At 66.0% G+C, this 23,019-nt stretch carries 26 protein-coding genes and 2 tRNA genes; 12 read left to right on the top strand and 16 right to left on the bottom strand.

Features of this window, described 5'->3' with window-relative positions; genetic code table 11:
* Window positions 1–11: 11 nt before the first annotated feature.
* The 5 genes from ACZ522_RS12560 to ACZ522_RS12580 form a co-directional block, all read right to left on the bottom strand.
* Window positions 12–245, bottom strand: coding sequence for a DUF7563 family protein (locus ACZ522_RS12560; RefSeq protein ID WP_379698983.1), 234 nt, complete (start codon window positions 243–245; stop codon window positions 12–14).
* Between the two features lie 64 nt (window positions 246–309).
* Window positions 310–382 (bottom strand) — tRNA-Pro (locus tag ACZ522_RS12565).
* 66 nt (window positions 383–448) lie between these two features.
* A complete protein-coding gene (locus tag ACZ522_RS12570; RefSeq protein ID WP_379698981.1) occupies window positions 449–2,299 on the bottom strand; it encodes an SLC13 family permease in 1,851 nt (616 codons plus the stop codon).
* Between the two features lie 71 nt (window positions 2,300–2,370).
* Entirely contained in the window at window positions 2,371–4,431 is a 2,061-nt protein-coding gene (locus tag ACZ522_RS12575; RefSeq protein WP_379698979.1) for a DEAD/DEAH box helicase, read from the bottom strand.
* A 102-nt stretch (window positions 4,432–4,533) separates the two neighbouring features.
* The gene (locus ACZ522_RS12580) at window positions 4,534–4,944 is read right to left on the bottom strand and encodes a cupin domain-containing protein (protein ID WP_379698977.1); all 411 of its coding nucleotides are present in this window, start codon (window positions 4,942–4,944) and stop codon (window positions 4,534–4,536) included.
* A 110-nt stretch (window positions 4,945–5,054) separates the two neighbouring features.
* On the opposite strand from ACZ522_RS12580, the gene ACZ522_RS12585 reads away from it, so the two are divergent.
* Window positions 5,055–6,230, top strand: a complete 1,176-nt coding sequence (locus ACZ522_RS12585) for a CBS domain-containing protein (protein ID WP_379698975.1) — start codon at window positions 5,055–5,057, stop codon at window positions 6,228–6,230.
* 18 nt (window positions 6,231–6,248) lie between these two features.
* On the opposite strand, the gene ACZ522_RS12590 is transcribed toward ACZ522_RS12585, so the two are convergent.
* A complete protein-coding gene (locus tag ACZ522_RS12590) occupies window positions 6,249–6,992 on the bottom strand; it encodes a competence/damage-inducible protein A (protein WP_379698973.1) in 744 nt (247 codons plus the stop codon).
* A gap of 179 nt (window positions 6,993–7,171) precedes the next feature.
* Here ACZ522_RS12590 and ACZ522_RS12595 point away from each other — a divergent pair, with 179 nt between their 5' ends.
* Window positions 7,172–7,630, top strand: a complete 459-nt coding sequence (locus ACZ522_RS12595) for a DUF4112 domain-containing protein (RefSeq protein WP_379698971.1) — start codon at window positions 7,172–7,174, stop codon at window positions 7,628–7,630.
* A gap of 326 nt (window positions 7,631–7,956) precedes the next feature.
* Entirely contained in the window at window positions 7,957–8,088 is a 132-nt protein-coding gene (locus ACZ522_RS12600) for a hypothetical protein (protein WP_379698969.1), read from the top strand.
* Window positions 8,089–8,586: 498 nt separating this feature from the next.
* Here ACZ522_RS12600 and ACZ522_RS12605 read toward each other — a convergent pair.
* The 3 genes from ACZ522_RS12605 to ACZ522_RS12615 all read right to left on the bottom strand — a co-directional run bounded on the left by ACZ522_RS12605 (window position 8,587) and on the right by ACZ522_RS12615 (window position 10,184).
* Window positions 8,587–8,659: transfer RNA gene (locus tag ACZ522_RS12605), tRNA-His, on the bottom strand.
* 160 nt (window positions 8,660–8,819) lie between these two features.
* On the bottom strand, window positions 8,820–9,659 hold the full coding sequence (locus tag ACZ522_RS12610; RefSeq protein WP_379698967.1) for a universal stress protein: 840 nt from the start codon (window positions 9,657–9,659) through the stop codon (window positions 8,820–8,822).
* Between the two features lie 159 nt (window positions 9,660–9,818).
* Window positions 9,819–10,184 (bottom strand): hypothetical protein, encoded by a 366-nt coding sequence (locus tag ACZ522_RS12615; protein ID WP_379698965.1) that lies wholly within the window; start codon window positions 10,182–10,184, stop codon window positions 9,819–9,821.
* Between the two features lie 129 nt (window positions 10,185–10,313).
* Between ACZ522_RS12615 and ACZ522_RS12620 the strand changes: the two genes are divergently transcribed.
* The 3 genes from ACZ522_RS12620 to ACZ522_RS12630 are packed head-to-tail and all read left to right on the top strand — an operon-like array spanning window position 10,314 to window position 12,777.
* On the top strand, window positions 10,314–11,033 hold the full coding sequence (locus ACZ522_RS12620) for a potassium channel family protein (RefSeq protein ID WP_379698963.1): 720 nt from the start codon (window positions 10,314–10,316) through the stop codon (window positions 11,031–11,033).
* A complete protein-coding gene (locus tag ACZ522_RS12625; RefSeq protein ID WP_379698961.1) occupies window positions 11,030–12,577 on the top strand; it encodes a TrkH family potassium uptake protein in 1,548 nt (515 codons plus the stop codon). The genes ACZ522_RS12620 and ACZ522_RS12625 overlap by 4 nt, the downstream gene beginning before the upstream one ends.
* Complete coding sequence (locus ACZ522_RS12630; RefSeq protein WP_379698959.1) at window positions 12,574–12,777, top strand: hypothetical protein; 204 nt, start codon at window positions 12,574–12,576, stop codon at window positions 12,775–12,777. Before ACZ522_RS12625 ends, ACZ522_RS12630 begins: the two co-directional genes overlap by 4 nt.
* Before the next feature lie 4 nt (window positions 12,778–12,781).
* Here ACZ522_RS12630 and ACZ522_RS12635 read toward each other — a convergent pair whose 3' ends face one another.
* On the bottom strand, window positions 12,782–13,525 hold the full coding sequence (locus ACZ522_RS12635) for a winged helix-turn-helix transcriptional regulator (protein WP_379698957.1): 744 nt from the start codon (window positions 13,523–13,525) through the stop codon (window positions 12,782–12,784).
* A 103-nt stretch (window positions 13,526–13,628) separates the two neighbouring features.
* Between ACZ522_RS12635 and ACZ522_RS12640 the strand changes: the two genes are divergently transcribed.
* Window positions 13,629–14,084 (top strand): DUF5814 domain-containing protein, encoded by a 456-nt coding sequence (locus tag ACZ522_RS12640; RefSeq protein ID WP_379698955.1) that lies wholly within the window; start codon window positions 13,629–13,631, stop codon window positions 14,082–14,084.
* Window positions 14,085–14,129: 45 nt separating this feature from the next.
* Here the strand turns inward: ACZ522_RS12640 and ACZ522_RS12645 are convergent, their stop codons facing one another.
* The 3 genes from ACZ522_RS12645 to ACZ522_RS12655 form a co-directional block, all read right to left on the bottom strand.
* Window positions 14,130–14,543: a DUF8146 domain-containing protein gene (locus tag ACZ522_RS12645; protein ID WP_379698953.1), complete on the bottom strand. Its 414-nt coding sequence runs from the start codon at window positions 14,541–14,543 to the stop codon at window positions 14,130–14,132.
* A gap of 125 nt (window positions 14,544–14,668) precedes the next feature.
* Window positions 14,669–15,373 (bottom strand): RPA family protein, encoded by a 705-nt coding sequence (locus ACZ522_RS12650; RefSeq protein WP_379698951.1) that lies wholly within the window; start codon window positions 15,371–15,373, stop codon window positions 14,669–14,671.
* Window positions 15,374–16,303: a replication factor A gene (locus tag ACZ522_RS12655; RefSeq protein ID WP_379698949.1), complete on the bottom strand. Its 930-nt coding sequence runs from the start codon at window positions 16,301–16,303 to the stop codon at window positions 15,374–15,376.
* Between the two features lie 208 nt (window positions 16,304–16,511).
* On the opposite strand from ACZ522_RS12655, the gene ACZ522_RS12660 reads away from it, so the two are divergent.
* On the top strand, window positions 16,512–16,796 hold the full coding sequence (locus tag ACZ522_RS12660) for a DUF7091 family protein (RefSeq protein WP_379698947.1): 285 nt from the start codon (window positions 16,512–16,514) through the stop codon (window positions 16,794–16,796).
* Window positions 16,796–17,848 carry a mannose-1-phosphate guanylyltransferase gene (locus ACZ522_RS12665; RefSeq protein ID WP_464391774.1) on the top strand — a complete coding sequence of 351 codons (1,053 nt, stop codon included), beginning with the start codon at window positions 16,796–16,798 and terminating at the stop codon, window positions 17,846–17,848. The genes ACZ522_RS12660 and ACZ522_RS12665 overlap by 1 nt, the downstream gene beginning before the upstream one ends.
* 21 nt (window positions 17,849–17,869) lie before the next feature.
* On the opposite strand, the gene ACZ522_RS12670 is transcribed toward ACZ522_RS12665, so the two are convergent.
* Window positions 17,870–18,364, bottom strand: coding sequence for a Tfx family DNA-binding protein (locus ACZ522_RS12670; RefSeq protein ID WP_379698943.1), 495 nt, complete (start codon window positions 18,362–18,364; stop codon window positions 17,870–17,872).
* Window positions 18,365–18,458: 94 nt separating this feature from the next.
* A complete protein-coding gene (locus tag ACZ522_RS12675) occupies window positions 18,459–18,920 on the bottom strand; it encodes a TRAM domain-containing protein (protein WP_379698941.1) in 462 nt (153 codons plus the stop codon).
* Window positions 18,921–19,029: 109 nt separating this feature from the next.
* On the opposite strand from ACZ522_RS12675, the gene ACZ522_RS12680 reads away from it, so the two are divergent.
* The gene (locus ACZ522_RS12680) at window positions 19,030–19,731 is read left to right on the top strand and encodes a hypothetical protein (RefSeq protein WP_464391775.1); all 702 of its coding nucleotides are present in this window, start codon (window positions 19,030–19,032) and stop codon (window positions 19,729–19,731) included.
* Window positions 19,732–20,228: 497 nt separating this feature from the next.
* Here ACZ522_RS12680 and ACZ522_RS12685 read toward each other — a convergent pair whose 3' ends face one another.
* Window positions 20,229–21,224, bottom strand: a complete 996-nt coding sequence (locus ACZ522_RS12685; protein ID WP_379698937.1) for a radical SAM protein — start codon at window positions 21,222–21,224, stop codon at window positions 20,229–20,231.
* Between the two features lie 206 nt (window positions 21,225–21,430).
* Between ACZ522_RS12685 and ACZ522_RS12690 the strand changes: the two genes are divergently transcribed.
* Window positions 21,431–22,561 carry a DUF373 family protein gene (locus ACZ522_RS12690; protein WP_379698935.1) on the top strand — a complete coding sequence of 377 codons (1,131 nt, stop codon included), beginning with the start codon at window positions 21,431–21,433 and terminating at the stop codon, window positions 22,559–22,561.
* 190 nt (window positions 22,562–22,751) lie between these two features.
* On the top strand, window positions 22,752–23,000 hold the full coding sequence (locus ACZ522_RS12695; protein WP_379698933.1) for a hypothetical protein: 249 nt from the start codon (window positions 22,752–22,754) through the stop codon (window positions 22,998–23,000).
* Window positions 23,001–23,019 lie beyond the last annotated feature (19 nt).

Raw genomic sequence — 23,019 nt, forward strand, 5'->3', positions numbered from 1 at the left:
GAACTCGGCCCTCACTCCGACCACCTCGCAGGTTCGTCGCCGTGACGACCGGGGGTATTCTGCGGGTCGGGCGTCGGAACGTCACGTCCGGCCGCAGAACCTTGTTGGAGACGAACGAGAGTATCGCACTCGCGGCACCGATGAACAACACCGTCTACGTCACCGTAGACGCGGCGGAAGTTGCGGGTGACGTGGGACCCGCAGTACTCGCACTCCCGAAGCTGCGCCTCGGTAGAGAGGAGCATCACGCGGACCACCTCGAAGCCCCGAAAATACCGGCAAGAGCCGCTGGTTCTGCCTTAATGGGTATGGGACCGCCCGGATTTGAACCGGGGTCACGGGCACCCAAGGCCCGAAGTATACCAGGCTAACCCACGGTCCCTCGTACAGTCCTCGGTCCGTCCCGGTGTAAAACGTTTCGTTCGGTCGAATCGGACGAGAGACGCTATCACAGCCCCCAGAATGCGGCGATACCGACCGTCGTGACGGCTGCGAAGAGGAGTTGCAACGGCCCGCCGACGCGGAGGTAGTCGGTGAACCGGTAGCCGCCGGGGCCGTAGACGAAGAGGTTCGTCTGGTAGCCGACGGGCGTCATGAATGCCGTCGAGGCGGCGAACGTCACCGCGAGGATAAAGGAGAACGCGTTCGACTCGAGCGTCTGCGCCGCCTCGACGGCGACGGGTATCATGAGGACGACGCTGGCGTTGTTCGAGATGAGGTTCGTCAGCAGGGCGGTGACGAGGTAGAACACCGCGAGGACGCCTATCATCGGAAGCACGTCGCCCGTCCGGACGACGAACTCGGCGAGAAGCGCCGCCGCGCCCGACGTCTCCATGGCGATGCCGAGGGGGATGACCCCCGCCAAGAGGAAGACGATGTCCCACTGGACGGCGTCGTACAGTTCCGTGGGGCGCAGACACCGCGTCGCTATCATCGCGAGTGCGCCGGCGAGTGCGGAGACGACGATGGGGAGGATATCGAGGGCGGCGACGGCGACGACGGCGGCGACGATGCCAACCGCGACGGGTATCTTCTCCTCGCGGTAGTCGCTGCGCTCTATCTCCTGGGCGACGATGAAGTTCCGATTCACGTCGAGGCGTTCGATGCTGTTCGTCGTCGCCTGCACGAGGAGGGTGTCGCCGACGCGAAGCGGGATGTTGTCCATCCGCCGCCGGATAATCTCGCCACCCCGCCGGAGGGCGAGGACGGTGGCGTCGTACTGCTGGCGGAACCCCGCGGAGACGAGCGATTCGCCGACGAGGAACGACCCCGGCGCGACGACGATTTCGACGAGGTTCTGGCCCGACTCGGCCGCTTCGAGTTCCTCCTCGTCTACGGTCACGTTGGGGACGAGGTCCAACCCCTCGACGTCGAGCAGTTCGATGAGCGTGTCGCGGTCGGTCCGGAGGGCGAACACGTCGCCCGCCTGTATCTCCTTCGGGCCGAGGGGTTCGAGGAACACCTCGCCCTCGCGGATGAGTTGGATGAGATCGACGTCGAAATCCGTCTCGACCAGCGCGCGCTGGACCTGTTGGCCGACCAGCGGCGAGTCCTCGCGGACGACGACTTCGGTGAGGTACTCCGCCATCTCGAACTCCTCGGTCAGGTCCGCCCGGGGTTCGATCCGCTCGGGTGTGAGCCACTGCCCCACCGTCAGCAGGTACGCCGCGCCGACGACGGAGACGAGTGCGCCGAGGGCGGTGAACTCGAACATCGAGAACGTCCGCCCGATGAGGCGACCCGACAGTTCCGACGCGAGGATGTTCGTCGAGGTGCCGATGAGCGTGAGCATCCCGCCGAACATCGAGGCGTACGAGAGCGGAAGCAGCAGTTTCGACGGCGACGTGCCGCCGCGTTCCGCGAGGTCGGTCACCATCGGCATGAGGATGGCGACGGCGGCGGTGTTGTTGATGAATCCGGATATCGGCCCGACGATGCCGATGGTCGCGCCCAACTGCCGAAGGAGGCTATCCTCGGTGAACGGGGATATCTTCGCGCTGATCAACTGGATGACGCCCGTCCGCTGGACGCCGTCGCTCAGGACGAACATGGCGAGGACGGTCAGCGTCGCGGTGCTCGAAAACCCCGAGAGCGCGTCCGCCGGATAGTCCTCGAAGAAGACGATCGGTTCCGCGAGGACGCTGCCGACCAGCAACTGCGAGAACGGCTGTGCGAGCATGAGCGCCATCATCACGCCGATGGCGGTGATGTCCACGGGGACCGGTTCCGTCACGAACAACGCGAGAGCGGCGACGATGACGGCGAAGACGACCAGGACGCCCGGAGATATCGATACCACGCGGGGAGCGACGCACCGTCGGCTGAAAAATCATCGGAAGTCGGAGCCTCCCGCCGGGCAGTCGTCGGCGCTTACCGCTCCTCGTCGGCCAGTTCCATGTCCGCGACGATGTCGTACGGTTCGACGCCGTTGCGGACGTTGTCGAGGATGCGGAAGGCGTCCGTCGGCGAGAGGAAGTGCCGGGACACCGCCCGACCCAACGGCGTCGGTTCGAAGCCGTCGATGAAGTCCCACTCGAGCAGTTTGCCGACGGCGTGTTTCGTCGGCACGTCGCCGAGCATCCGGTCGTTGAGGCGCTTTGCTCGCTTCCCGGCGACGATGATGTTCGCCAGCGTCTCCTCGGCGGCGGCGGACTCGTCGTAGACGGTCATCACGTCCTCCATCTCGCCTTTGAGCAGCTTGAACGCCACCTCGTCTTCGGTCATCTCCATCGTGTTGTGGTAGACGCAGTCGGGTTCGACGAGGACGTACACCTTCCCCTTGTCGTGGTAGTCAGGTCGTCCCGCCCGTCCGAGCATCTGCTCGAACTCCTGCACCGAGAGCCACTCGATGCCCATCGCCAGCGAGTCGAACACCACCTGCGAGGCGGGGAAGTCCACCCCGGCGGCGAGTGCCGCCGTCGTGACGACGGCCGCCAAGTCCTGATTGCCGAACTGGCGTTCGACGCGCTTGCGTTGGCCGTAGTCGAGGCCGGCGTGGTACGGCGCGGAGGAGTACTGCAGCTTTCTGGAGATCTCGTGGCACCGCCGCCGGGAGTTGGTGAAGATGATGGTCTGGCCGCGGTAGCCCTTCGAGGACTTCGTGTCGAACTCCCGCGTGACGAGTTTGTCTGCTATCTCGGGTTTCTCCCTGCCGTCGGCGAACGTGACGTGTCGCTCTATCGGCACCGGACGCTCCTCGAACTCGATGAGCGTCGCTTCGAGGCTCTGGGCCAACACCTCCGGGTTGCCGACCGTCGCGGAGAGGTACACCCACTGCGCGCCGCCGTAGTTCTCGCGGCGTTTCGCGCGGTTCTCGCAGTAGTACTTGAGTCGGGATATCATCCCGTCGAGGCGGTGGCCGCGTTCGCCCTCCTTCAGCGTGTGCACCTCGTCGATGACGACGGTGCCGATGTCGCCGAGGTCCTTGCCCGTCCGGAGGGCGTGGTCGATGCCCTCGTAGGTGCCGACGATGACGTCCGCGCCGGGGTCGAAGCGGTTGCCGTCGTCGTTGATGCGCGAGGCCCCGACGCGGATGGTCACGTCCACGAGGTCGCCGTAGCGGTCCTCGAAGTCCTCGTGCTTCTGGTTCGCGAGGGCGACGAGGGGGACGAGAAAGAGCAGTTTCCCCTCGCCCTTCAGCGCCCGGTCTATCCCCGCGAGTTCGCCGACGAGCGTCTTCCCCGTCGCCGTCGCACTCACGACGAGTTGGTCGCGGCCCTCGAACAGGCCGTTGTCGACGGAGAGCGACTGCACCGGGAGCAAGGTGTCGAAGCGGTCCTCGGTGAGGCCCTGGAGTTTCGGGTGGAGGTCGAGGCTCGACGTCGGAACGAGGTCGATGTCGTCCGTCGTCGCACTCACCGTGTCGAAGCGCGTCAGGTCGGGGTCCAATCCGCCCTTCAGCAGGTTCTCGATGCGGTCTAAGTCCTTCGTCTCCAAGAGGAGGTCTTCGAGGCGGTCCTGCGCCGCGCCGGTGAGCGACCCCGCCCCGGAGAAGTCGAGTTCGCGTTCGAGTTCGCGCTTCGCGCAGTCCGGGCAGATGTGGTCGCGGTCTGCCTTGATGGCCGTCTCCTCGGTGATGGGCGAGTAGCGACCGCTCGACGCGCAGTATCGGCACGTCCTGACCGCCACCGCCTCCAACTGGTAGCCGTCGAGCATCTCCTTCAACTCCTCGCGGGCGCTCGGCGCCGTCTGCTGGGAGATGCGGATACGCGACGCTCGACGGGCGAGTTCGACGAACTGGCTCGGGTCCCGCGGTTCGTCGCTGGACCCGCGCTTGACGCGGAACTTCGCGGGCCGGGGACCGGCGTTCGTCTCCTTCAGTTCGAGCACGGCGCGGAACACGCGCTCTCCGTCGCGTTCGACGACGACGAGGTAGTTCTCGCCCGTCTGGTGGAGAAACAGCGTGTCGACGCGTCCGACCTGTTGAGACACGATTCGTGGTACGCGGACGGGGTATTTCAGCGATTCGTCTATCCGTCGTCGCGTGCTACCGTTCGCCAACCTCCGGGCGACCCCACCGGGCGGCGAACCCGCTCACTCCTCGACGAGTTCGATGCTGTCGTCGCCGTTCGGCACCGCACAGAGGAACGACCCCTCCTCCGCCGCGTCGTTTCGGTACCAGTGCACCGCGCCCGCCGGAACGAGGAGGGAGTCGCCCGCCGTCACTTCGTACTCCTCGCCCTCGATGCCGACGGTGTACCGCCCGGAGAGGACGTACTGCTCGTGTTCCACCTCGTTCGTATGCTTCGGGACGGACGCGCCCGGTTCGAGGACGAATCGGCGCACGGCGAAGTTCGGCGCGCCGTCGGAGGCGTCCAGCAAGACGCCCTTCGACATCCCCTCGGCGGCGTCCACCTCGTCGTACGTCACCTCGGAAGCTCGCTTCACGACCGGTTCGGCGTCCGACGCGCCGTCGGCGTCGGACGCGGAGTCTGCGTCGCTCATACGTCGCCGTTCGCACACCGGCGGCCTAAGCGTTGCCACCATCGAAACTCACGCCCGACACGACCTGTTGCGCGATTGGACTTAAGAGGCGTCCGCGACTACATCAGGGTATGCGTGGAATTCGGATCGGGAGCGTGTTCGGCATCCCCATCAAGCTCGACGTTACGTTCCTCCTCGTCCTCCCGCTTTTCGCGTGGCTCATCGGGTCGGACGTGGAACAACTCGTCGGGGCGATAAACGGGGTGTTCGGGGCTGGTATCGACGCCGCCGGACTCACCGCCGGGACGACGCCGTGGGTTCTCGGCACGGCGGCGGCGTTGGGGCTGTTCGCCTGCGTCCTCCTCCACGAGTTCGGCCACTCGCTGGTCGCCATGCACTACGGCTACGAGATCGACTCCATCACGCTCTGGTTGTTCGGCGGCGTCGCCAGCTTCGCGGAGATGCCCGAGGACTGGCGGCAGGAGCTCGCCATCGCCGTCGCCGGTCCCATCGTGAGCGTCCTTCTCGGCGTCGTCTCGTACGTCGCCTTCCGCGGCGTCCCGAACACGATTCCGTCGGTTCAGTTCGTCCTCGGCTACCTCGCGCTGACGAACGTCCTGCTTGCGGCGTTCAACATGCTCCCGGGCTTTCCGATGGACGGCGGGCGCGTCCTCCGCGCCCTCCTCGCCCGGACGCGCCCGCACGCGAGAGCCACGCAGATCGCCGCGGAAGTCGGCAAGGTGTTCGCGTTCGTCCTCGGCATCGTCGGCCTGTTCGCGAACCTGTTTCTGGTGGCGCTCGCCTTCTTCATCTACATCGGCGCCTCGTCGGAGGCCCAACAGACCGTGATGAAGGCGGCGTTCCAGGACGTGACCGTCCGAGACATCATGACGCCCCGCGAACGACTCGACACCATCGACGAACGCGCCAGCGTCGCCGAACTGATGGACCGGATGTTCACGGAACGGCACACGGGCTACCCGGTGATGCGCAACGGCCGCCTCGTTGGGATGGTGACGCTCAACGACGCGCGCACGGTGAACGAAGTCGAACGCGACGCCTACCGCGTCGAGGACGTGATGTCGAGGGAACTCCAGACTATCACCCCCGACGCGGACGCGATGGACGCCATCGGGACCATGCAGGAACGAGACGTCGGCCGCCTCCCCGTCGTGGACGGGGAGGGGGAACTCGTCGGCCTCATCTCCCGGTCCGACCTCGTCACCGCGTTCAACATCATCCAATCGCGGGGGTCGCTCCCGAGCATCCGGTCGCGCGACCCGACCGACGTGGTCGAAGCGCGCTGAATCGTCGCTCCGCCCGACCTACCCCGTCTCCGCCGCATCCTCGAATATCTCGATTCCGGCGTTCGCAATCAGCCACGACGCCGCCTCGTCGAGGGTCTCCTCGTCGTTCGCGGTGAGTTTGATGCGCGTTCGGTGTCCGTCCCTGCGCGGATAACACCCGACGCGGACGCCGAACCGGCCGCCCACCGTCGCGAGGGGTTCCGCGGCCGCACCCTCCGGTTCCGGCGTGTACAGCGTCCGCGTCGCCACGTCGCCGCCGAACTCGTCCGCGACGTTCCCGAACACGGCCCGCATCTCCTCGGGGATGCCCGGGAGGACGTACACGTTCTCCGCGACGCACCCCGGCGCGAGGCCCTCGGGGTTCGGTATCGGCGTCGCGCCCGCCGGCATCGACGCGTACCACTCGGGCTTCAACTCGAAGTCGATGTCCGGTCGTCGCTCGAGGATGCTCGCTATCGTCGCTTCGACGTCCGCCTCCGCCACGGGGTCTACCGCGAGTTCGCGGTCCAACCCGGCGGCGACGCTCTCCATCGTCACGTCGTCCACCGTGCCGCCGAGTCCGCCGGTGACGAGGACGGCGTCGAACGCCGCCGACCACTCCTGAACCGTCTCCGCGATGACGGACTCCTCGTCGGGGACGACGAGGATGCGGACCACCTCCGCGCCTCGACTCGACAGTTCCCGGGCTAACCACGTCGCGTTCGTGTTCTCGATGTCCCCCGCGAGGAGTTCGTTACCCACGGTGAGAACCGCAACGTCCATGGTGTCGGCTGGACCCGCGGACGGTTAACTCCGTCTCCGCGAGTCCGCTCCCGCCGCGTTCAAAATAGGACTCGTACCTGATATGTAATCTCGTTATCGTGCTATAGATGGGATATTACGGCCGATCCGGCCGTCTCCGTCGCCGTCGCGTTTATCTACATTCGGACACAAGGACTGGTATGGACGACACCTCGACGCGAGACTTCCGCTCCGAGTTCGACATCGACTTCGAGGGTGAACTGCCGCCGACGGTGGACGAGTCCGCGATCCGCCGGATGCGGACGGTCGCCCGCATCTTCGACGACTCCATCCCCGTTCCGGGCACCGACTTCCGCATCGGTATCGACCCCGTCCTCGGCGTACTCCCCGTCGCCGGCGACGTGGTCAGCGCGGGGTTCTCGCTGTACATCGTCCTCGAATCCGCCCGCTTGGGCGTCTCCTTCACGACGCTCCTGAAGATGCTCGCCACCATCACCATCGACGCCGTGGGCGGGTCGGTCCCCATCCTCGGGAGCATCTTCGACTCCGTCTGGAAGGCGAACACGTGGAACCTCAAGATGGCCTTAGAGGACCTCGCGGAACCGCCGGGCGGAAAGGGCGACGAGGACGCCGACGCGATAGAGATCGAGATAGACTGAGGCGGGTCGCTGTCGGTGGTGCGGTTCTTTTCTCGTGGTCCGGGTGTGAAAGTCGAACTCGCGTCTCGGCCTCCACGAGACTGAAGGTAGTCCACTAGACCGACTCACCGCCACTGCAGTTTCTCAATTGTCGGGCTTCTGGGCTTGGGCAAGATGCGGCTAACGCCGTGAATTCCTGCAGCTAAGACCTCGCAGGGAGTCGAAGTACCGCACGAACGAGATTCTACCTCTTGGGGGTTGTCGTGAACTACCTGGTCTGTTCTTGACCGCTAGTCGTTGCATAAACGCCGAAAAAGTCAAATAGAATAACTAACGAACTTTGATGTATGTCACAAGAACTCTGGTTTATCCTGTTCTTCCTGCTCGTGACCGTCCCAGCGTTTCTCGGTGCTGTCGCGCTTCTCGATGGAACCACCGGCGAATGGGACGGCAATTCACTGGAAGAACCCAACGACTGAGCAGGACGACGTACAGATGAGATGTACTTGATTGAATCTCCTTGTCACGGGAGTCAGAATACGAAGCATCGGTCAGATTGTCAACCAAGCCCCGTCTTCAATTCCTGTCTGTGAATCGAAGAACGATTGGAGTCTCTCCAGACCGAAGGCTTCTGTTAGTGGTGTCCTCTTGCTAAGCAGAGGCTCGAAAACCGGGACACAGCGAAGGAATGGGAGGTCGGGTGCGAGAGTTGAACCTCGGTCGCTCCCTGATTCAATTCTCTCGTAAGACTTCTGCGTCGCGTACGTCGTCTACTCGCGTCGCTCCCGACGGAGCGAACGCTCGTAAGGAGTAGCGCTCGGAGAGAAGGTCCGGGTGCGAGAATTGAACCCCGGTCGCTCCTTTCAGTCGCTCCCCGGTTCAATTCTCTTCGTAACACCGTTCTCCGACGACCGAGGATGTCCCTCGCGATGCTCGCTGACGCGAGCAATCGCTCGATGGGTGGTCGTCGGAAGAAGGTCCGGGTGCGAGAATTGAACCCGCGTCTCAGCCTCCACAAGGCTGAAGGATAGTCCACTACCCTAACCCGGACACGCACCTACGGATAGCCCGGTGCGATTCAAATACGTTACGACTCCGCGTCGGCGTGTTTGCCGGTCGCACACTCGGTTTAGACGGAAGCGGGCCGCCTCCGCTCCGGTTCGTTCGTCTCTCCCCGAACGGAACTGCGACGTCGCGACCGAGAGAAGCCCTACGTCCCTTCTCCGATCCACTGTTCGACGCGCGACGTCGTCACGTCCTCCGCGCTGACGGTGAGAACGACGTTCTCTGCGGCGTTGCGAACCTCGTCCGCCGTCGAACCGGAGACGTACTTCCGAAGTAACCCCTTCTGTGCGGTGCCGAGAACGGTGAGGTCGTAGTACTGGGACTGCTCGACGATCGCTTCGGCGGGGTCGGACGCCTCGAACACCCACTCGTCGTAGTTCTCGAACGTCCCGAGGCGGTCCGCGCAGTACGCCAGGAGCGTCTCTACGTCGTCGGAGGGGGATTCGGCGTCCTCGACGACGTAGAAGATGTCGAGCCACGAGTCGGTCGCCGCCGCCAGCGCCCTCGATACGTCGACGACCGCGTCCACGTGCGGGCCCGCGGCGACCGGAACGAGCAACGACGAAACGGAGTCGATTCCCTTGACGGTCTCGACCGTGACGACGGTGCAGTCGGTTCCGACCCCGATGTCGTCCGACTCGGAGAATCGAGAGCGACTCCGTCGGGCGTCGACGACCGTCGGGAGGCCCCGCCCGCCCCCGACCGACGCAAGCCACTCCTCCGTCACGGACGCGGGTCGTTCGACGGAATCGACGTCGACGTTCGTCAGGACCGACTCCGAACGCGCCCGCCGTACGACCTCCTCGCTGTCGTCCCCGGAGACGACGAGTTCGCCGCCGTCGGCGATAGCCGCGGCGACTCGAAGCTCCATCTGGCGGGCCGGCCCGTCGCTGCTGAGGAGGCAGAGAACGCCGGGACGGCCCGTCCCGTCGCCGTCCGTCGCGACGGTACCGGGGTCGTGTTCGTCCGCCGGACCAGGTTCCATACGGACCCGTTCTTTCGCATATGGATAAAATCCCTCGTTCGACGGGGCACCGCGAAATACTGCGCCGGTATATTTCGGTTGACAGAACTGTCTCCCCCTCCGCGCGGAGGAACACGGGACGTCGGTCCGACGGCGACGGCGGTAGCTCCCGGGCGGCGTCTACTCGTGGCGGCCGTCTCGGCCGAACACCCGGCCGAGGAACACCCAGTGAAGCGACGCGTTTCCGTCCGGTTTGACCTCCTCGTAGACGTGGTACAGGTAGGGGCCGTGCGGGCAGTCCGGACACCCCTCGCCGCACGGTTCGCTCTTTATCACTTCCGTGTACTCCGGTCGCTCCTCGGTGGAGTGAAGCTCCTCGCCGGGTGCCGCCTCTATCTTGTCCGAGACGGGCGCCTGTAACTCCCGTATTCGGTCCTGTGCGTAGTGGACTACCTCTCGCAGTTCGTGTAGCTCGAGCTCCTCGAGCTCCGTCACGAGGTCATCTGGTAGGGACCAATCGTCCCGCACTCCGGACTCGTCTCCCATGTTGGCCTGGATGGTACCTTCACACTTAACCTCTCCTATGAGTATTATTCATCGCGCAATCAGTCCCGGTCCTATTTTTTCGATGCGTAAATCGGTATGCTTTCAATGCGGCTTCGATAATGACATCCCATGTACATCATCGTCGTCGGCGGGGGGAACATCGGGAGGCCCCTCATAGACATCGCCACCGCGTCGGGCAACGAGGTGGTCGTAATCGAGAAGGACGCCGCGAAGGCCGAGGCCATCGCGGGAGCGTTCGACTGTCTCGTTCTCAACGACGACGCGACGGTCAAAGAGACGCTCTTGGACGCCGGCGCCCGGAGAGCCGACGCGATAATCTCGACGACCGACGAGGACGCGACGAACGTGATGATAAGCCTCCTCGCACAGGAGTTGGGGATACCCGACGTCGTCTCGGTCGTCCACAACCACGAGCACATGCCCCTCTTCGAGCAGATCGGCGTGAACACGATGGAGAACCCCCAACGCCTCATCGCGGAGTACCTCTACTACGCGGTGAAACGCCCCTCCATCGTCGATTACATGCGGGTCGGCGACGAGGCGGAGGTGTTCGAGATTCGCGTCGCGGAGTCCGCACCGGTCGCGGGGAAGCGACTCGACGAAGCGGCGAAGAACGGACACCTGCCCGGCGACGTACTCGTGGTCGCCGTGGAACGGAGCGGGGCGGACGGGCCGATAACGCCCCGGGGGGACACCGAGATACGCGAAGGTGACCTCCTGACCGTCTACTCCGGTCGGGGCGCGACGCCGGACGTGACGGACGTGTTCGGACACTACGAGGACCACGCGGGAGCGTCGCGGCGGGGGAAGCGAACCGACGACCGATGACGACCGCCGCCCGGACGGTCGCGCGAGACGTCGGACGGATGCTCCAGGCACTCGCCGTGATGATGTTGGTGTCGGTGGTCGTCCCCCTCGTCTGGGGGGAGTTCTGGGCCGTTCCGTCGCTCCTCGTCGCCGGGGCGGTTCCGTTCCTCCTCGGAGTCGCACTCGCGCGGCACTTCTCCGACGCGCCCGACCCGGGGAAGCTGCACGGGATGATGATCGCCGCCTCCGGGTGGTTCTTCGTCGCACTGTTCGGGTCGCTGCCGTTCCTCCTCGTCGCGTGGACGATTCACCTCGACCCCGCGTTCCTGGGCGCTCCCGAGGTGACCGGTCGCGCGGCGAGCACCGTCGGCGCGTTCCGGAACCCGATAAACGCGTTCTTCGAGTCGATGAGCGGCTTCACCGGGACCGGACTGACGATGACCGACGACGAGAGCGCGCTTTCGGCGACGCTGCAGTGGTGGCGGTCGTTCATCGAGTGGGTCGGCGGCGTGGGCGTCATCGTCCTCACGACGGCCATCCTCGCGCGGCCCGGAAGCGGGTCGCTCACCCTGTACGAGTCCGAGGCGCGGTCGGAGAAGATTCACCCGAGCATCGTCTCGACCGTCCGAACCATCTGGTGGATATTCCTCCTCTTCACGTTCGTCTCGATATTCGTCCTCTGGTTGGCGGGGATGCCCCTCTGGGACGCTATCAACCACGCGATGACCGGACTCGCGACGGGAGGGTTCTCGATAACGGACGACAGCATCGCCACGTACGACAGCGCGCTCATCGACTTCGCGCTCGTCCCCGTGATGATTCTCGGGAGCATCGCGTTTCCGATCCACTACCTGCTGCTCCGAGGCGACCTGCGGAACCTCTACGCGGACATGCAGACGCGGTGGGTGTTCGGCTTCTTCGGACTCGGCAGCCTCGCGTTGGCGGCGACGCTGTTCCTCAACGGGACGTACGGGTCGCTGTTCGAGGCGGTTCGGTACGGTCTCTTCCAGTTCGTCTCCGCCGCGTCGTGTACGGGGTTCCAGACGGCCGGGTCGCTCGGAACGCGGTGGTCGCCGGAGGCGCAGCTGACGGTGTCGCTCGGCATGGTCGTCGGCGCGGCCGCCGGTTCGACCGTCGGCGGAATCAAACTCGTCCGGGCGCTGACGTTGGTGAAGGGGACCGCGTTCAGAATCGGCGACGCGTTCTACCCCGACGCGGCGGTCCGGTACTTCGAGCTCAACGACCGGCGACTCACCGAACAGGAAGCGACGCGGGAGTTCGAGGAGGCGGCCATCATCGCGTTCCTCTGGGTCGTCTTCCTCGTGGTCGGTATCTTCGTCCTCCTCGCTGTCCTCCCCACCGACGAGTACACGCTGGAGAACGTCGTGTTCGAGGTGGCGTCCGCACAGGGGAACGTCGGCCTCTCCTCCGGCATCACCGGGGCGTCGATGCCGACGGCGGCGAAGGTGATGTTCCTCTTCAACATGTGGATCGGACGGCTGGAGATAATCCCGGTGCTCGTCCTCCTCAGAGCGCTCTTCGAGCGAGGGGGTGTCTACCGGTGAGCATCGACGACGCGCCCCTCCTCGGGCCGGTGCTGAACGCGGGGGCCGACGACAGGGTGTTCGACGGGTTGCTGCTGGCGGGACCGCTTCTCCTCTGCGTGCTCGCCCTCGTCGGCCGAACCCGAACCACGACGGTACTCGCCGCGGGGTACCTCGCCGTCTTCGTCGGATACACGCTCTACAAAGCGAGCGTACGCTGAGCGGCTACTCCCCGCTGAACGCGCCGACCGTCTCCTCCGACAGGCCGCCGCGCGCGAAGAGGGTCACGAGGTCGTCGGCGCGGACTTCGGTGTTCCCCTTCGGCGTGAGGATCCGCTCGTCGCGTTCCACGGAGACGACGAGCACCTCCGAGGCGATGAGTCCGCGTTCGTTCGCCTCTCTGAGCGTCATGCCGTCGATTTCTGCGCCCGGCGCGACGCTCACCTCGACCACCTCCGCCCCCCCGGAGAGCGACATGAAGTCCGCGATGGACTGGCCCTCGCGCCGCCCCTCCGGTCCGAACGCGTGGTACGGACGGTGCTCCTCGTGTCGGAGGAGGTGTTCGTCCTCGATTTCGAGCCCCATCTGCGAGACGTCCCGGGTGACTCGGGAGAGCTCCTGCGCGTCCTCGCCCACGGTCGTCACGTGGATGTTGCCGGTCCCGCACATGAGCTGGCGGACGTTGACGACGCCCGGAACCTCCGCTATCTGTTTCGCGAGGCGTTCCCGCTCCTCGATGCTCGCCGTCCCCACGAGGAGGTTCGTCAGTCGGCCTTCGGCGTGCCCGTAATCGATGTGCGCGTGATACCCCCGGAGTACCCCGTCCGCCTCCAGCTGTTTGATTCGGTTCCGAATCGTCCCGGCGGAGACGTTCACCTCGTCTGCGATCATCGGCGCGGACGTGTTCCGAGCGTCGCGGACGAGGTGATAGAGGATTCGCTTGTCGACTTCGTCGAGTCGGTCGACCATGCGTTTCACTGCGCGTCGGGAGGTGATAAACGCTGTAGGATTACGCGGGCGCACGCGCCCATCGGGACGCTTTTTGCCGCCAACGCCCTACGTCTCCCCAACCGTGGCCATCACGGACAAGATATACCTCAAGAACCACCGGCAGATATCGTCGCAGCTCGACGTGAACATCCCGAAAGGGGCGTTCAAGGGGGCGACGATGGACGTGCTCTACTCCGGGGAGGGCCTCTCGAAACTCGACGGGGCGACGCGCGACAGACTGCTCGACTTCGCGCAGGATTTCCTCGATCCGGAGGACCCCGACGACCTGTACACGGGCTACCCCGAGCGTCAGTTCATCAAGTACCTGCTGGAACTCCGCGCGCAGGGTCTCCCCCCGGACGCCATCGTGGACGTGATGAGCGACGACTACATGCTGTACGCCTACCCCGGCGACGTGCTCTCCTTCCTCGACAGCGCGGTTCGACGGCTCGAAGCGGTCGAAACGCTCGCGGGCGTCGAGGGAAACGAAGAGATGGAACGGAAGGCGCACGAAGCGAAAAAGGCGCTGTCGGGCTAGCGCTCTCGTCCCGTCGTCGGGTGGTCGCGTCGTCGGTTCCTGACGTTATCCGAGGCGGAACGACGGTTCGTCCGTCTCGCCGGCGTCTAAGTCCTCCAGTTGGATGACCTCCTCGTCGTCGTCTTCGAGCTGTTCGCGCAGGTAGTTCACGTAGCGCTTGTGCTCTTCGAGCTGTTCGCGTAGGTGGTCGGCTTCGAGTTCGAGGCGTTCGTGCTCGCGGATGAAACTCTTCGGCACCTCCACCGTCGGGGGGAACGACTCCTCGCCGTCGCCGCTTCCCATCTCCTCTAACTCGTGTTCGGGGACGACCTGCACCTGACCGTCGTGGGCAACGAGCGTATCCACGTAGTCGCGGAAGACGGCAGAAAGAGAGATGTCCCGCTCCTCGGCGATTTCCCTGAGCGTCTCGAACGCGTCCTCGTTGACGCGGAACGAGATCGTCTTGTTCTTGTTGCCCATGGCTCTGTGCCGAGATTGTCGCTCCTACGTACTTAATGCTTTGTCAGACGAGCGGCTACTCCGCCGGATACGCGACGAAACGTCGAAAAAGCGTCCGAAGGACGTGCGCCCGCGGAGGGCGAGCCTTACGGTTCGGGTTCCGCTTCGGCGTCCGCCTCGGGTTCGAGGTCGGACTCCGTCTCGGACTCCGATTCGGACTGCGACTCGTCCGCCGCGTCCGCGTCGGACCCCGCGCCGTCGGCGAGTTCGTCGCCGCCGGTCTCTTCGAGGCTTTCGAGGGCGGAGACGGCCGCCTGCTTGTAGCGGTCGGTCGGCAGGTCGTACTCCTCGCGGGCCATCCGCGCGTACTCGTTGCCTTCCTCGTCGAACGTCTCGATGCGTTCGAGCGTTCGCTCGGCCGTCTCGACCACCCAGCGGTCGCGCGTCGCCGCGTCCACCACGGAGATGGACTCGGGGCGGACGGAGACATTCACGTTCCCGTCGTCCGTCTCGTACGTCCGCGGCTTGCCGACGACGGAGACGTACGCGGGCGGTTCGAGGTCGCGAAGCGCGCTTGCGGCCTCGGGCTGGTACTGCCCGGCGTAGACGAAGAACGTCCCGGTGGGGTCCACGATGCGGCCCCGCCAGTACTCGTTGTCCTCGCCCACGTCCTCTTTCTCCGTCAGCGTCCCGACGAGGAACACGCGGTTCGCCTTCTCCCCGGAGGGGAGAAGCAGGTAGACGGGGGCGCGTTCGTCGTCGGACTCTTTGAACGTGTAACTCGAATCGTTGAACTCCTCGGCGAACACGCGCCGAGCGACTTCTCGGGAGGGAACTTCGTTGGAACTCATTTATATCGACCTCGCTTTGATGAGGACCGATTCGGCATCCGCCGGTCCGGTCAGGCGTTCGGTCTCGTCCGCGAGCACGTACCGTCCGAACGTCGGTCCGGTCACTCGGTAGTACACGCCGACGAGGTCGTCTCGCATCTCGTCGACGACGATGGTTGTGTCCAGCGCGTCCATCGCCATCTGTTTGGCCTCTTCGAGGGTGATTCCGGTGAGTTCCTCGGTCATCTCCTTGTTGAAGATGATGTCGTGGACCTCCTCGCCGTCGTCTAAGACGCCCTTGATTCGGAGGTCGAACTCGCCTTCGACGTTACCGTGTTCGTTGCACCGCCCATTCTGGAGGACGCGCGTACATCCCTCCTCGGGGCACCGCTTGATGAGGCCGCTCCCGGACTGGATGTCCACGAGTGCGCCCTCGACGGTCACGTCGTCGTCGCCGACTTCGATGTCCTCGTCGAGTTCCTCGATGCTGGTCGTCCGGTTGAGTTTCACGGAGAAGTTCCCCTGATACTCGTCGGTGACGACGTTGCCGAGGTGGTAGACCGACCCCTCGTCGAGTTCCGGAAGTTCCGAGGTCTTGAACGAGACGAACTTGAGGGTCCCCGACTCGTCGCCCAGAAGCCCCACCTGCGAGATGGAGTCGCTTCGAGGCTCCCAGAGGTCGACGACCTTCGCGGTCACGTCGACCCACTGCTCGTCCTGGTCGATGTCGGCGAGCAGAGTCTCCTCGGCCCCGCCGCGACCGAGTTCGTCGCGTTCGAGGCCCGCCTCGTCGAGGTAACTGTTGACGACGGAGCGACGCGCCTCGTCGACGGGCACCCGGTACTCGTCGACGAGGTTCTGCAGTCGCTCCTCGACGTCGTCCTCGTCTACGTCTAAGTGGTCTGAAAACTGCTCTGCAATCTCCGCTGCGTGGGTTCGCAGGTCTGACATGGTTTCACTCGCCTCCACCTTGGTTTCCATTGGGAGGCGTACGTTGCTTGGCTCCCGATGGTTAATAAGGTTACGCGCGAGCCGAAACTGTAATCGGCGTCTACGGGGCGTCAAGCGCGCGTACGACGCCATCTGGAGGAGCGCGTTCGCGCGCCCGCGCGCCTCACCAACGGACATATACGCCCGGGGTTCCCATCCGCCGATACCGATGGACGACCGCCTCGAACGGTTCATCCGCGAGAAGTTCCGCGCCGCCGGGCGACAGTACGCCCGCGCGAAGCGAGAGTACGACGAGGGGCGGACCGACGTCGACGGCGGATTCGACCTCCCGCGGGACGACGACGGCCGCGCCAAGATCGTCTGCCGCCGCTACGCGGAACGCCGCGCCGTCGCCGTGGACGAGGAGGGGCGTCCGAACTGCTTCGAGGCGGGCCACCCCGACTGCGTCGGGTGCGCCGAGGACGTCCGAACCGGCGTCGTGGAGACGTGGTGATGCAGGTCGAGGACACCTCGTCCGAGACGGACTCGGATTCGGACCTCCCCGTCGTCGCTCTCGTCCTCGCCGGCGGCACCGGGTCGCGCCTCTACCCCGCGAGTCGGTCGGACCGCCCGAAGCAGTTTCTCTCGTTGTTCGGCGAGGAGTCGCTGCTGGCGCGGACGATAGCCCGCGCCCGCGAGGTGGCCGACGAGGTGGTCGTCTCCACCTGTGGCGAGTTCGCGGACGAGGTGCGCGAACGCGCGCCCGACGTCGAGGTGATAGTCGAACCGGCGGGCAAAGACACCGGGCCGGCCCTCGCGTACGCCACCTACCGCATCCGCGAACGAGTCGGCGAGTGCGTCGTCGCCGTCCTCCCCAGCGACCACCGCGTCGGCGAGGGGTTCGCGGAGGCGATACGTCGCGGCGCGCGCGTCGCCGCGCGCACGGGAAGATTAGTCACGTTCGGCGTCGAACCGACGCGCCCCGACACCGGGTACGGCTACCTCGAACCCGGCGAGTTCCGCGACGGGTTCGCGCCCGTCGTCGCCTTCCACGAGAAACCGGACGCCGAGACGGCCCGCGAGTACGTCGCGGCCGGCCACCGCTGGAACGCGGGCATCTTCGCGTGGACGCCGGAGGCGTTGCTCGCGGCGGCCCGCGACTCCCCACTCTCGCCGATGGTGGACGCCCTCGACGAGGGGGCGTCCGCCGAGGAGGCGTTCGACCGAACGCCCGCGGTGAGCATCGACTACGCGGTGATGGAACGGACGGCGGACGCCGTCGTCGTCCCGGTGGAGTTCCGCTGGGACGACTTGGGCGCGTGGGACGCCCTCGAACGCGTCCTGCCGGCGGACGACGACGGCACCGTCGCCGCCGGCGACGTGGCGGTGCGGTCGCTCGACGCCGAGGACAACGTCGTCGCCGCCGACGGGAAACACGTCTCCCTGGTCGGCGTCTCCGACCTCGCCGTCGTCGCGTGGGGCGACCGGATCCTCGTCGTCCCGAAGGACCGCGCGCAGGCGGTTCGCGAACTCGTCGCCGACCTGAAAGAGCGCGGCGAGTTCTGAGACCGGCGTCTTCGAGCCTCGTTACGGTTCGTCCGCCACGCCGGCGCGCCGGACGCGGACGCTCCCGTCGCTCGTCACCCCGACGAGTAACTGCTCTCTGACCTCCCGTCCCTTGACCGCGTCGCCGGCGTCGTCGGCGACTATCTTCATCAGGTCGGGCGCGGTGTGGTTCACCTTCACGCCCGCCTCGTCGCAGGCGTCGTACACCGACTTGGGGACGTTGTACAGGTCCTCGCCCGACTCGACGACGACCTGAACCGGCGCGGTCAGCGCTTCCGCGAACGCGATGGTCTCTCTGGCCTTCTCGACGTTCCGCCGGGCGCTGGACTCGATGCTAGAGACGTTCGCGCGCGAGGTGCCCAGCAGGTCGGCGATGGTGGACTGCCGGACGCCGCGTTCGCGGAGCGCCAACACCTCCGCCTGCCTGCGGGTCAACACGCTCTCGTCGGGGGCGAAACCCGCCTCTTCGAGAATCGCGTCGATGTCGAGGTTCCTGTCGCCCTCCGGATCGTCCATATCCCACGTAGGCGGCGAGGGCGCAAAAAAGATGCAGAAGGTGACTGTCCGGTCGCTGGATGCGGTCCGCGTCGGGCGGATGCGGGGCGGGGAGTTAGCTTCCCCAGAAGTTGTCTCGGCTGCCGAGTGCGGTCGGTCGGGTCGGGCCGTCGCTCGATTCGGAGTCGTCGCCGCCTCCGTCCCCGTCGTCGCCCACCGTCTCGTCCTCTATGTCCCCGTCGAGGGGAATCTTCTCGATGACCTTCTTCGAGCGAGCGTGGTTCGACTTCACCTGGTCGATGCGGACGATGGCGCGCGCCTCGGGCAGGAGGCCGTCCACGAGGACGATGAAGCCGTCCTCGGTGCGCCCGACGCCCGCACCGCTCTCGTGGATGTCGTCCACGTCCACGACGACTTCCTCGCCGGGTTTGACGGGCTGTGCTTTCAGGTCGCGGATGGGCTGTTCGTAGTTGTTGCACCACTCGGCGCCGCCGCGGTCACCGTAGTACTGGCACCCCATGCCGTTGATTCGCTCCGAATACCTCGGACAGTCATCCGCCAGCGGACACTCCGACATACCCGAAGTTACTTCACCGCTCGTCTAAACGCTTGCGGGTACGCTCCGCCGTCGAAATCGGCCGCGTTCGCGTCGTAAGGCTTTCCCGCCGAAGAACCGACGCGACGGTATGAGCCGCCGCGTCCCCGAGTTCGCGCTCGTCACCGGACTCCTCCTCGGCCTCTCTACGCTCGTCTCCGGCGTGGTTCTGGCGGGCGACGTCGTCGGCACCTCGCTGCTGGCGGCGCTCGTCTCCTACCCGTTCGTCGCCTACGCCGTCTCCCGGGACGACGACCCGACGACGGTCATGCCGCCGCGGGCGATTCTCGCCGTCGGCGTCTGCTTCGGCCTCGCGCTGTTCGTCGCGTCCCTCCTCGACGGACCCTCCCCGGCGACCGCCCTGTTCGGTCTGTTCGCCGGCCTCCTCGTCCTTCTCCCGCCCGCGGCCTACGCCGTCCGGTTCGGCGCGGACGTGAATCCCCTCTCCCCGCGGACGACGGTGTTCGCGGGCGTCGTCGCGGGGCTCTCCCTCCTCGTCGTCGGACTCCTCGCGGACGCCGCGGCGTACGGCGCGGCGTCCGCCCTCCTCGTCAGTCTCTCGGCGGCCGTCTACGGGACGGCCCGCGGCGTCCGGTTCGACGCGCGGACGAAACGCGCCGCCGTCGCCGTCGGCGTCCTCCTCGGCGTCGCCGTCGTCGCCGTCGGCGTCGCCCGAAGCGAACCGCTCGGCGACTGGCTCGCGGCGGCGACGGCGGTGACGCTCGCGCCGAGCGTCTACTACGCGCTTACGTCGGCGGGGTTCGAGTCGGGGCGACGGCGGACGCGGCGGTGACGGCGTCCGTCGCGTCGGCGGCCTTCGGCTGTAGCCGCCGCTCTTCCGGGTACGGCGGCGTTCTACCGCCACGAGCCGAGGGGTGCGGGTTCGCCGTCTCCCTCCCGGCGGGAAGGGTGAAGGAGAACGCCGCCACCTCGCCGGGTTCCGACTCGATACGAACCGTCCCGCCGTGCCGTTCGACGATTCGCTCGCGCTTCTCTCGGCTGAACTATCCGGTCAGAGGACCTGTGGCGAACTGAAAAACAGCGACCGCTTATGTCGATGGCTGCGCACAACCTCTATGCCACCCACGAGGGAGGGTGGTACGACCGGGGGAACGGTCACGGAACGTTCACCGGGGGCCCGTAGTCTCCCCGCTCCCGGTGGGTTCGTCGAACCGTCGGTGAGACCCGCGCCGAGGGTGCCCCGTGCGGTGCGCTCTCGGCGCACGCCCGACGGTTCGTTTTCGTCCTCTCCGTCCGAAAAGAGGCTGTTTTCGTCCGCTTTGTCCGGCGTTACGCCAACGGCGTCCGTTCGACGACGGTGCCGTCCACGGTGGGGTACTGCTCGACGATTTCGCCCTTCTGGAGGTCGCCCTCCTCGACCATCTCCTCTAAGAGCCACCACGCGACTTCGATGTGGTTCGACTTCACGGTGTAGAACTCCTCGGGGACGCCCATCGCCTCGAACTCCTCGGGCGTCGCCCACGTCTTGCCGTACACGAGGGTGCCGTCGTCCGTCACGTCGTCGAACTCCCGGCGGATGTTCTCGGCCATCCGCTTGAGGCGGTTCCGGTGCTGGGCGGCGTCTTTGAACACGGAGGTGCAGAAGTAGACGCGTTCGTGGTCGCCCATCTGGCCGAGAATCTCCTCTTTCGACCCGTCGACGGCGGACATGTGGCCCTCCTGCAGTTCGAACCCCTGCTCTTGCATCCGGCGGTAGTTGCCGTCGCTCATCTCGAACTCGTTGACGTTGCAGAACTCCGCCGCGCCCTCGTCTAAGAACTCCAAGAACTCCGGCTCCGCGCGGATGCCGGGAATCTCGAACGCCGGGGTGAGACCTTCTTCGCGCGCGACGTAGAGGATGTCCTCCCACTCGGTGCCGTGGAGGTCGCCCCACATCTCGTAGGGCGGGTGGAAGCGAATCTCGTCCAACCCCGCTTCCGAGAGGCGGCGCATGTTCTCTCGGCCGCCCGTGATTCCGGTGTAGAGGTGCGTGTGGTGGTCCTCGCCGAACTCCTCTTTCAGGATCGAGAGGTAGCGGCACGTCTTGTCCAGCGCTTCCTGCGGTTCCCCGCCCGTGATGGACGTGCCGAGCGCCTCCATCCGCTTCGCCTCGGCGATGACGTCCTCGTCGGACTCGACTTTCCGTTCGTTGGCGTACACGTCCGTGACGTTCTTCCGGTTCTCGCCGAGCGGGCAGTAGAAGCAATCGCGCTGGTCGCAGTACCCGTAGACGAAGAGCACCATCTTCCCTCCCATGGCGCACTGCTCACAGCCCTTGGAAATCATCTGATGTCCGCCGATAGCGCGCGCAGACTCAAAAGTCGTGCTACTTCGACCACGGAGCGCGGCGCGAACGCCGCCGAGAGCCCGCGTGGGTCGCGGTACCGAACGTCTCGGGCGTCGCCGCTCGCTCCGTCCCGGTGGAGTCGTCCGATTCGACGCCGCGGCTCGCTCCCGAAAACAAATATAGTCCGACGGCATACCCCCGAACGATGCTACTGGTCCTCTGCGTGGACCTCGACGACGACCTCGGCCGGAAGACGGGACTCGACACCCCCGTCGTCGGCCGAGATGTCGTCGAGGAGGCCGCGGTGGCGCTCGCGACCGCCGACCCCGAGGACTCCGACGTGAACGTCCTCTTTCAGGGCATCCACGAGTACGAGGCCCTCGGCGCGGACCCCGAGGTGAGCGAGGAGGTGGAAGTCGCCGCGGTCACGGGGACCCAAGGGAGCGACGTGAAGGCGAACCGCGCCATCGGCGACGAGATAGACCGCGTGCTGGCGGGCCTCTCGACGGGCGAGAACGTCCGCGCCATCGTCATCACCGACGGCGCGCAGGACGAGTCCGTCCTGCCGGTCATCCGGTCGCGCGTCCCCATCGACAGCGTCCGCCGGGTCGTCGTCCGGCAGGCGCAGGACCTCGAATCCATCTACTACACGATGAAGCAGGTGCTGGCGGACCCCGAGACGCGCGGCACCATCCTCGTGCCCCTCGGCATCCTGCTTCTCATCTACCCGTTCGTCACCATCGCCAGCCTGTTCGACGTGCCGGGCGCGGCCGTCCTCGGCCTCATCTCGGCGCTCCTCGGCCTGTACACGCTGTTCCGCGGTCTCGGGCTGGAGACGGTCGTGGACGACACCGTAGACCAGGTGCGCGACGTCCTCTACGAGGGGCGCGTCACGCTCATCACGTACGTCGCCGCCGCCGCCCTCATGGTCGTCGGCGGGTTCCGCGGCGTCGCCCTCTTAGAAACCGTCCGGGCGGGCGTCGACGCGCAACTCTCCGCGCCCGTCGTCCTCGCGGCCCTCGTCCACGGCGCGGTGCAGTGGTTCGCCGCCGCGGGCGTCACCTCCAGTCTCGGGCAGGTGACCGACGAGTACCTCGCGGACCGGTTCAAGTGGCGCTACCTCAACGCGCCGTTCTACGTCGTCGCCATCGCCATCGTCCTCTACGCCGTCTCCGGGTTCATCCTCCCCGCCGGCGTCCCCGGCGCGGAGTCGTTCACGCTCACGGACCTCGCGGTGGGACTGACCGCCGGCACGTTGCTCGGCGTCCTCAGCACCCTCGTGTTCGCCATCGCCGAGTCGCGGTTTCCGACCGGCGTCGAACCGACCCGCGGGTGAGGGGCGACCCGCGAACGACGGAGAGAGCGAGCGAGATGAGTGAGGCTCCGTCGAAACCCGCCGTCGGTGGATAGTTCTACGCGGGCGTGCTGACTACGGAATCCGTATCGTTCACTCGGTTATCGACCGACGGAGACAGAGTTCGCAGCCCCTCGGATTATCCCTGTCTGGTGGTAACAGGAGGGTAGACATGGACCGAATGTTCCGCGACGATGACCGAGAGAAGACCGTCGTCACGTCCGAAGGCCGCACCGTCGGACGGGTCCGTGACGTCGACGACGACCGGGCGACCATCGACCGCTCCGACGACGACGAGAGCCTGACCGACGAGATAAAGGACATGCTCGGGTGGGGCGACGACGACGACTCCCACGAACTCCACCGAGACCACGTCGAGAGGGAAGAGGACGACCGACTCTACCTCCGCCAGAGACGGTAACCCGCGGTCGAAGCCTTCG

This window comes from Halopelagius fulvigenes, assembly GCF_055398025.1.

Bases quoted from the DNA above. Each gene is read 5' to 3' on its own strand.
- ACZ522_RS12560 (WP_379698983.1), bottom strand. From the start codon at position 245: ATGCTCCTCTCTACCGAGGCGCAGCTTCGGGAGTGCGAGTACTGCGGG.
- ACZ522_RS12580 (WP_379698977.1), bottom strand. From the start codon at position 4,944: ATGAGCGACGCAGACTCCGCGTCCGACGCCGACGGCGCGTCGGACGCC.
- ACZ522_RS12585 (WP_379698975.1), top strand. From the start codon at position 5,055: ATGCGTGGAATTCGGATCGGGAGCGTGTTCGGCATCCCCATCAAGCTC.
- ACZ522_RS12590 (WP_379698973.1), bottom strand. From the start codon at position 6,992: ATGGACGTTGCGGTTCTCACCGTGGGTAACGAACTCCTCGCGGGGGAC.
- ACZ522_RS12595 (WP_379698971.1), top strand. From the start codon at position 7,172: ATGGACGACACCTCGACGCGAGACTTCCGCTCCGAGTTCGACATCGAC.
- ACZ522_RS12600 (WP_379698969.1), top strand. From the start codon at position 7,957: ATGTCACAAGAACTCTGGTTTATCCTGTTCTTCCTGCTCGTGACCGTC.
- ACZ522_RS12610 (WP_379698967.1), bottom strand. From the start codon at position 9,659: ATGGAACCTGGTCCGGCGGACGAACACGACCCCGGTACCGTCGCGACG.
- ACZ522_RS12615 (WP_379698965.1), bottom strand. From the start codon at position 10,184: ATGGGAGACGAGTCCGGAGTGCGGGACGATTGGTCCCTACCAGATGAC.
- ACZ522_RS12620 (WP_379698963.1), top strand. From the start codon at position 10,314: ATGTACATCATCGTCGTCGGCGGGGGGAACATCGGGAGGCCCCTCATA.
- ACZ522_RS12625 (WP_379698961.1), top strand. From the start codon at position 11,030: ATGACGACCGCCGCCCGGACGGTCGCGCGAGACGTCGGACGGATGCTC.
- ACZ522_RS12635 (WP_379698957.1), bottom strand. From the start codon at position 13,525: ATGGTCGACCGACTCGACGAAGTCGACAAGCGAATCCTCTATCACCTC.
- ACZ522_RS12645 (WP_379698953.1), bottom strand. From the start codon at position 14,543: ATGGGCAACAAGAACAAGACGATCTCGTTCCGCGTCAACGAGGACGCG.
- ACZ522_RS12650 (WP_379698951.1), bottom strand. From the start codon at position 15,373: ATGAGTTCCAACGAAGTTCCCTCCCGAGAAGTCGCTCGGCGCGTGTTC.
- ACZ522_RS12655 (WP_379698949.1), bottom strand. From the start codon at position 16,303: ATGTCAGACCTGCGAACCCACGCAGCGGAGATTGCAGAGCAGTTTTCA.
- ACZ522_RS12660 (WP_379698947.1), top strand. From the start codon at position 16,512: ATGGACGACCGCCTCGAACGGTTCATCCGCGAGAAGTTCCGCGCCGCC.
- ACZ522_RS12665 (WP_464391774.1), top strand. From the start codon at position 16,796: ATGCAGGTCGAGGACACCTCGTCCGAGACGGACTCGGATTCGGACCTC.
- ACZ522_RS12670 (WP_379698943.1), bottom strand. From the start codon at position 18,364: ATGGACGATCCGGAGGGCGACAGGAACCTCGACATCGACGCGATTCTC.
- ACZ522_RS12675 (WP_379698941.1), bottom strand. From the start codon at position 18,920: ATGTCGGAGTGTCCGCTGGCGGATGACTGTCCGAGGTATTCGGAGCGA.
- ACZ522_RS12680 (WP_464391775.1), top strand. From the start codon at position 19,030: ATGAGCCGCCGCGTCCCCGAGTTCGCGCTCGTCACCGGACTCCTCCTC.
- ACZ522_RS12685 (WP_379698937.1), bottom strand. From the start codon at position 21,224: ATGATTTCCAAGGGCTGTGAGCAGTGCGCCATGGGAGGGAAGATGGTG.
- ACZ522_RS12690 (WP_379698935.1), top strand. From the start codon at position 21,431: ATGCTACTGGTCCTCTGCGTGGACCTCGACGACGACCTCGGCCGGAAG.
- ACZ522_RS12695 (WP_379698933.1), top strand. From the start codon at position 22,752: ATGGACCGAATGTTCCGCGACGATGACCGAGAGAAGACCGTCGTCACG.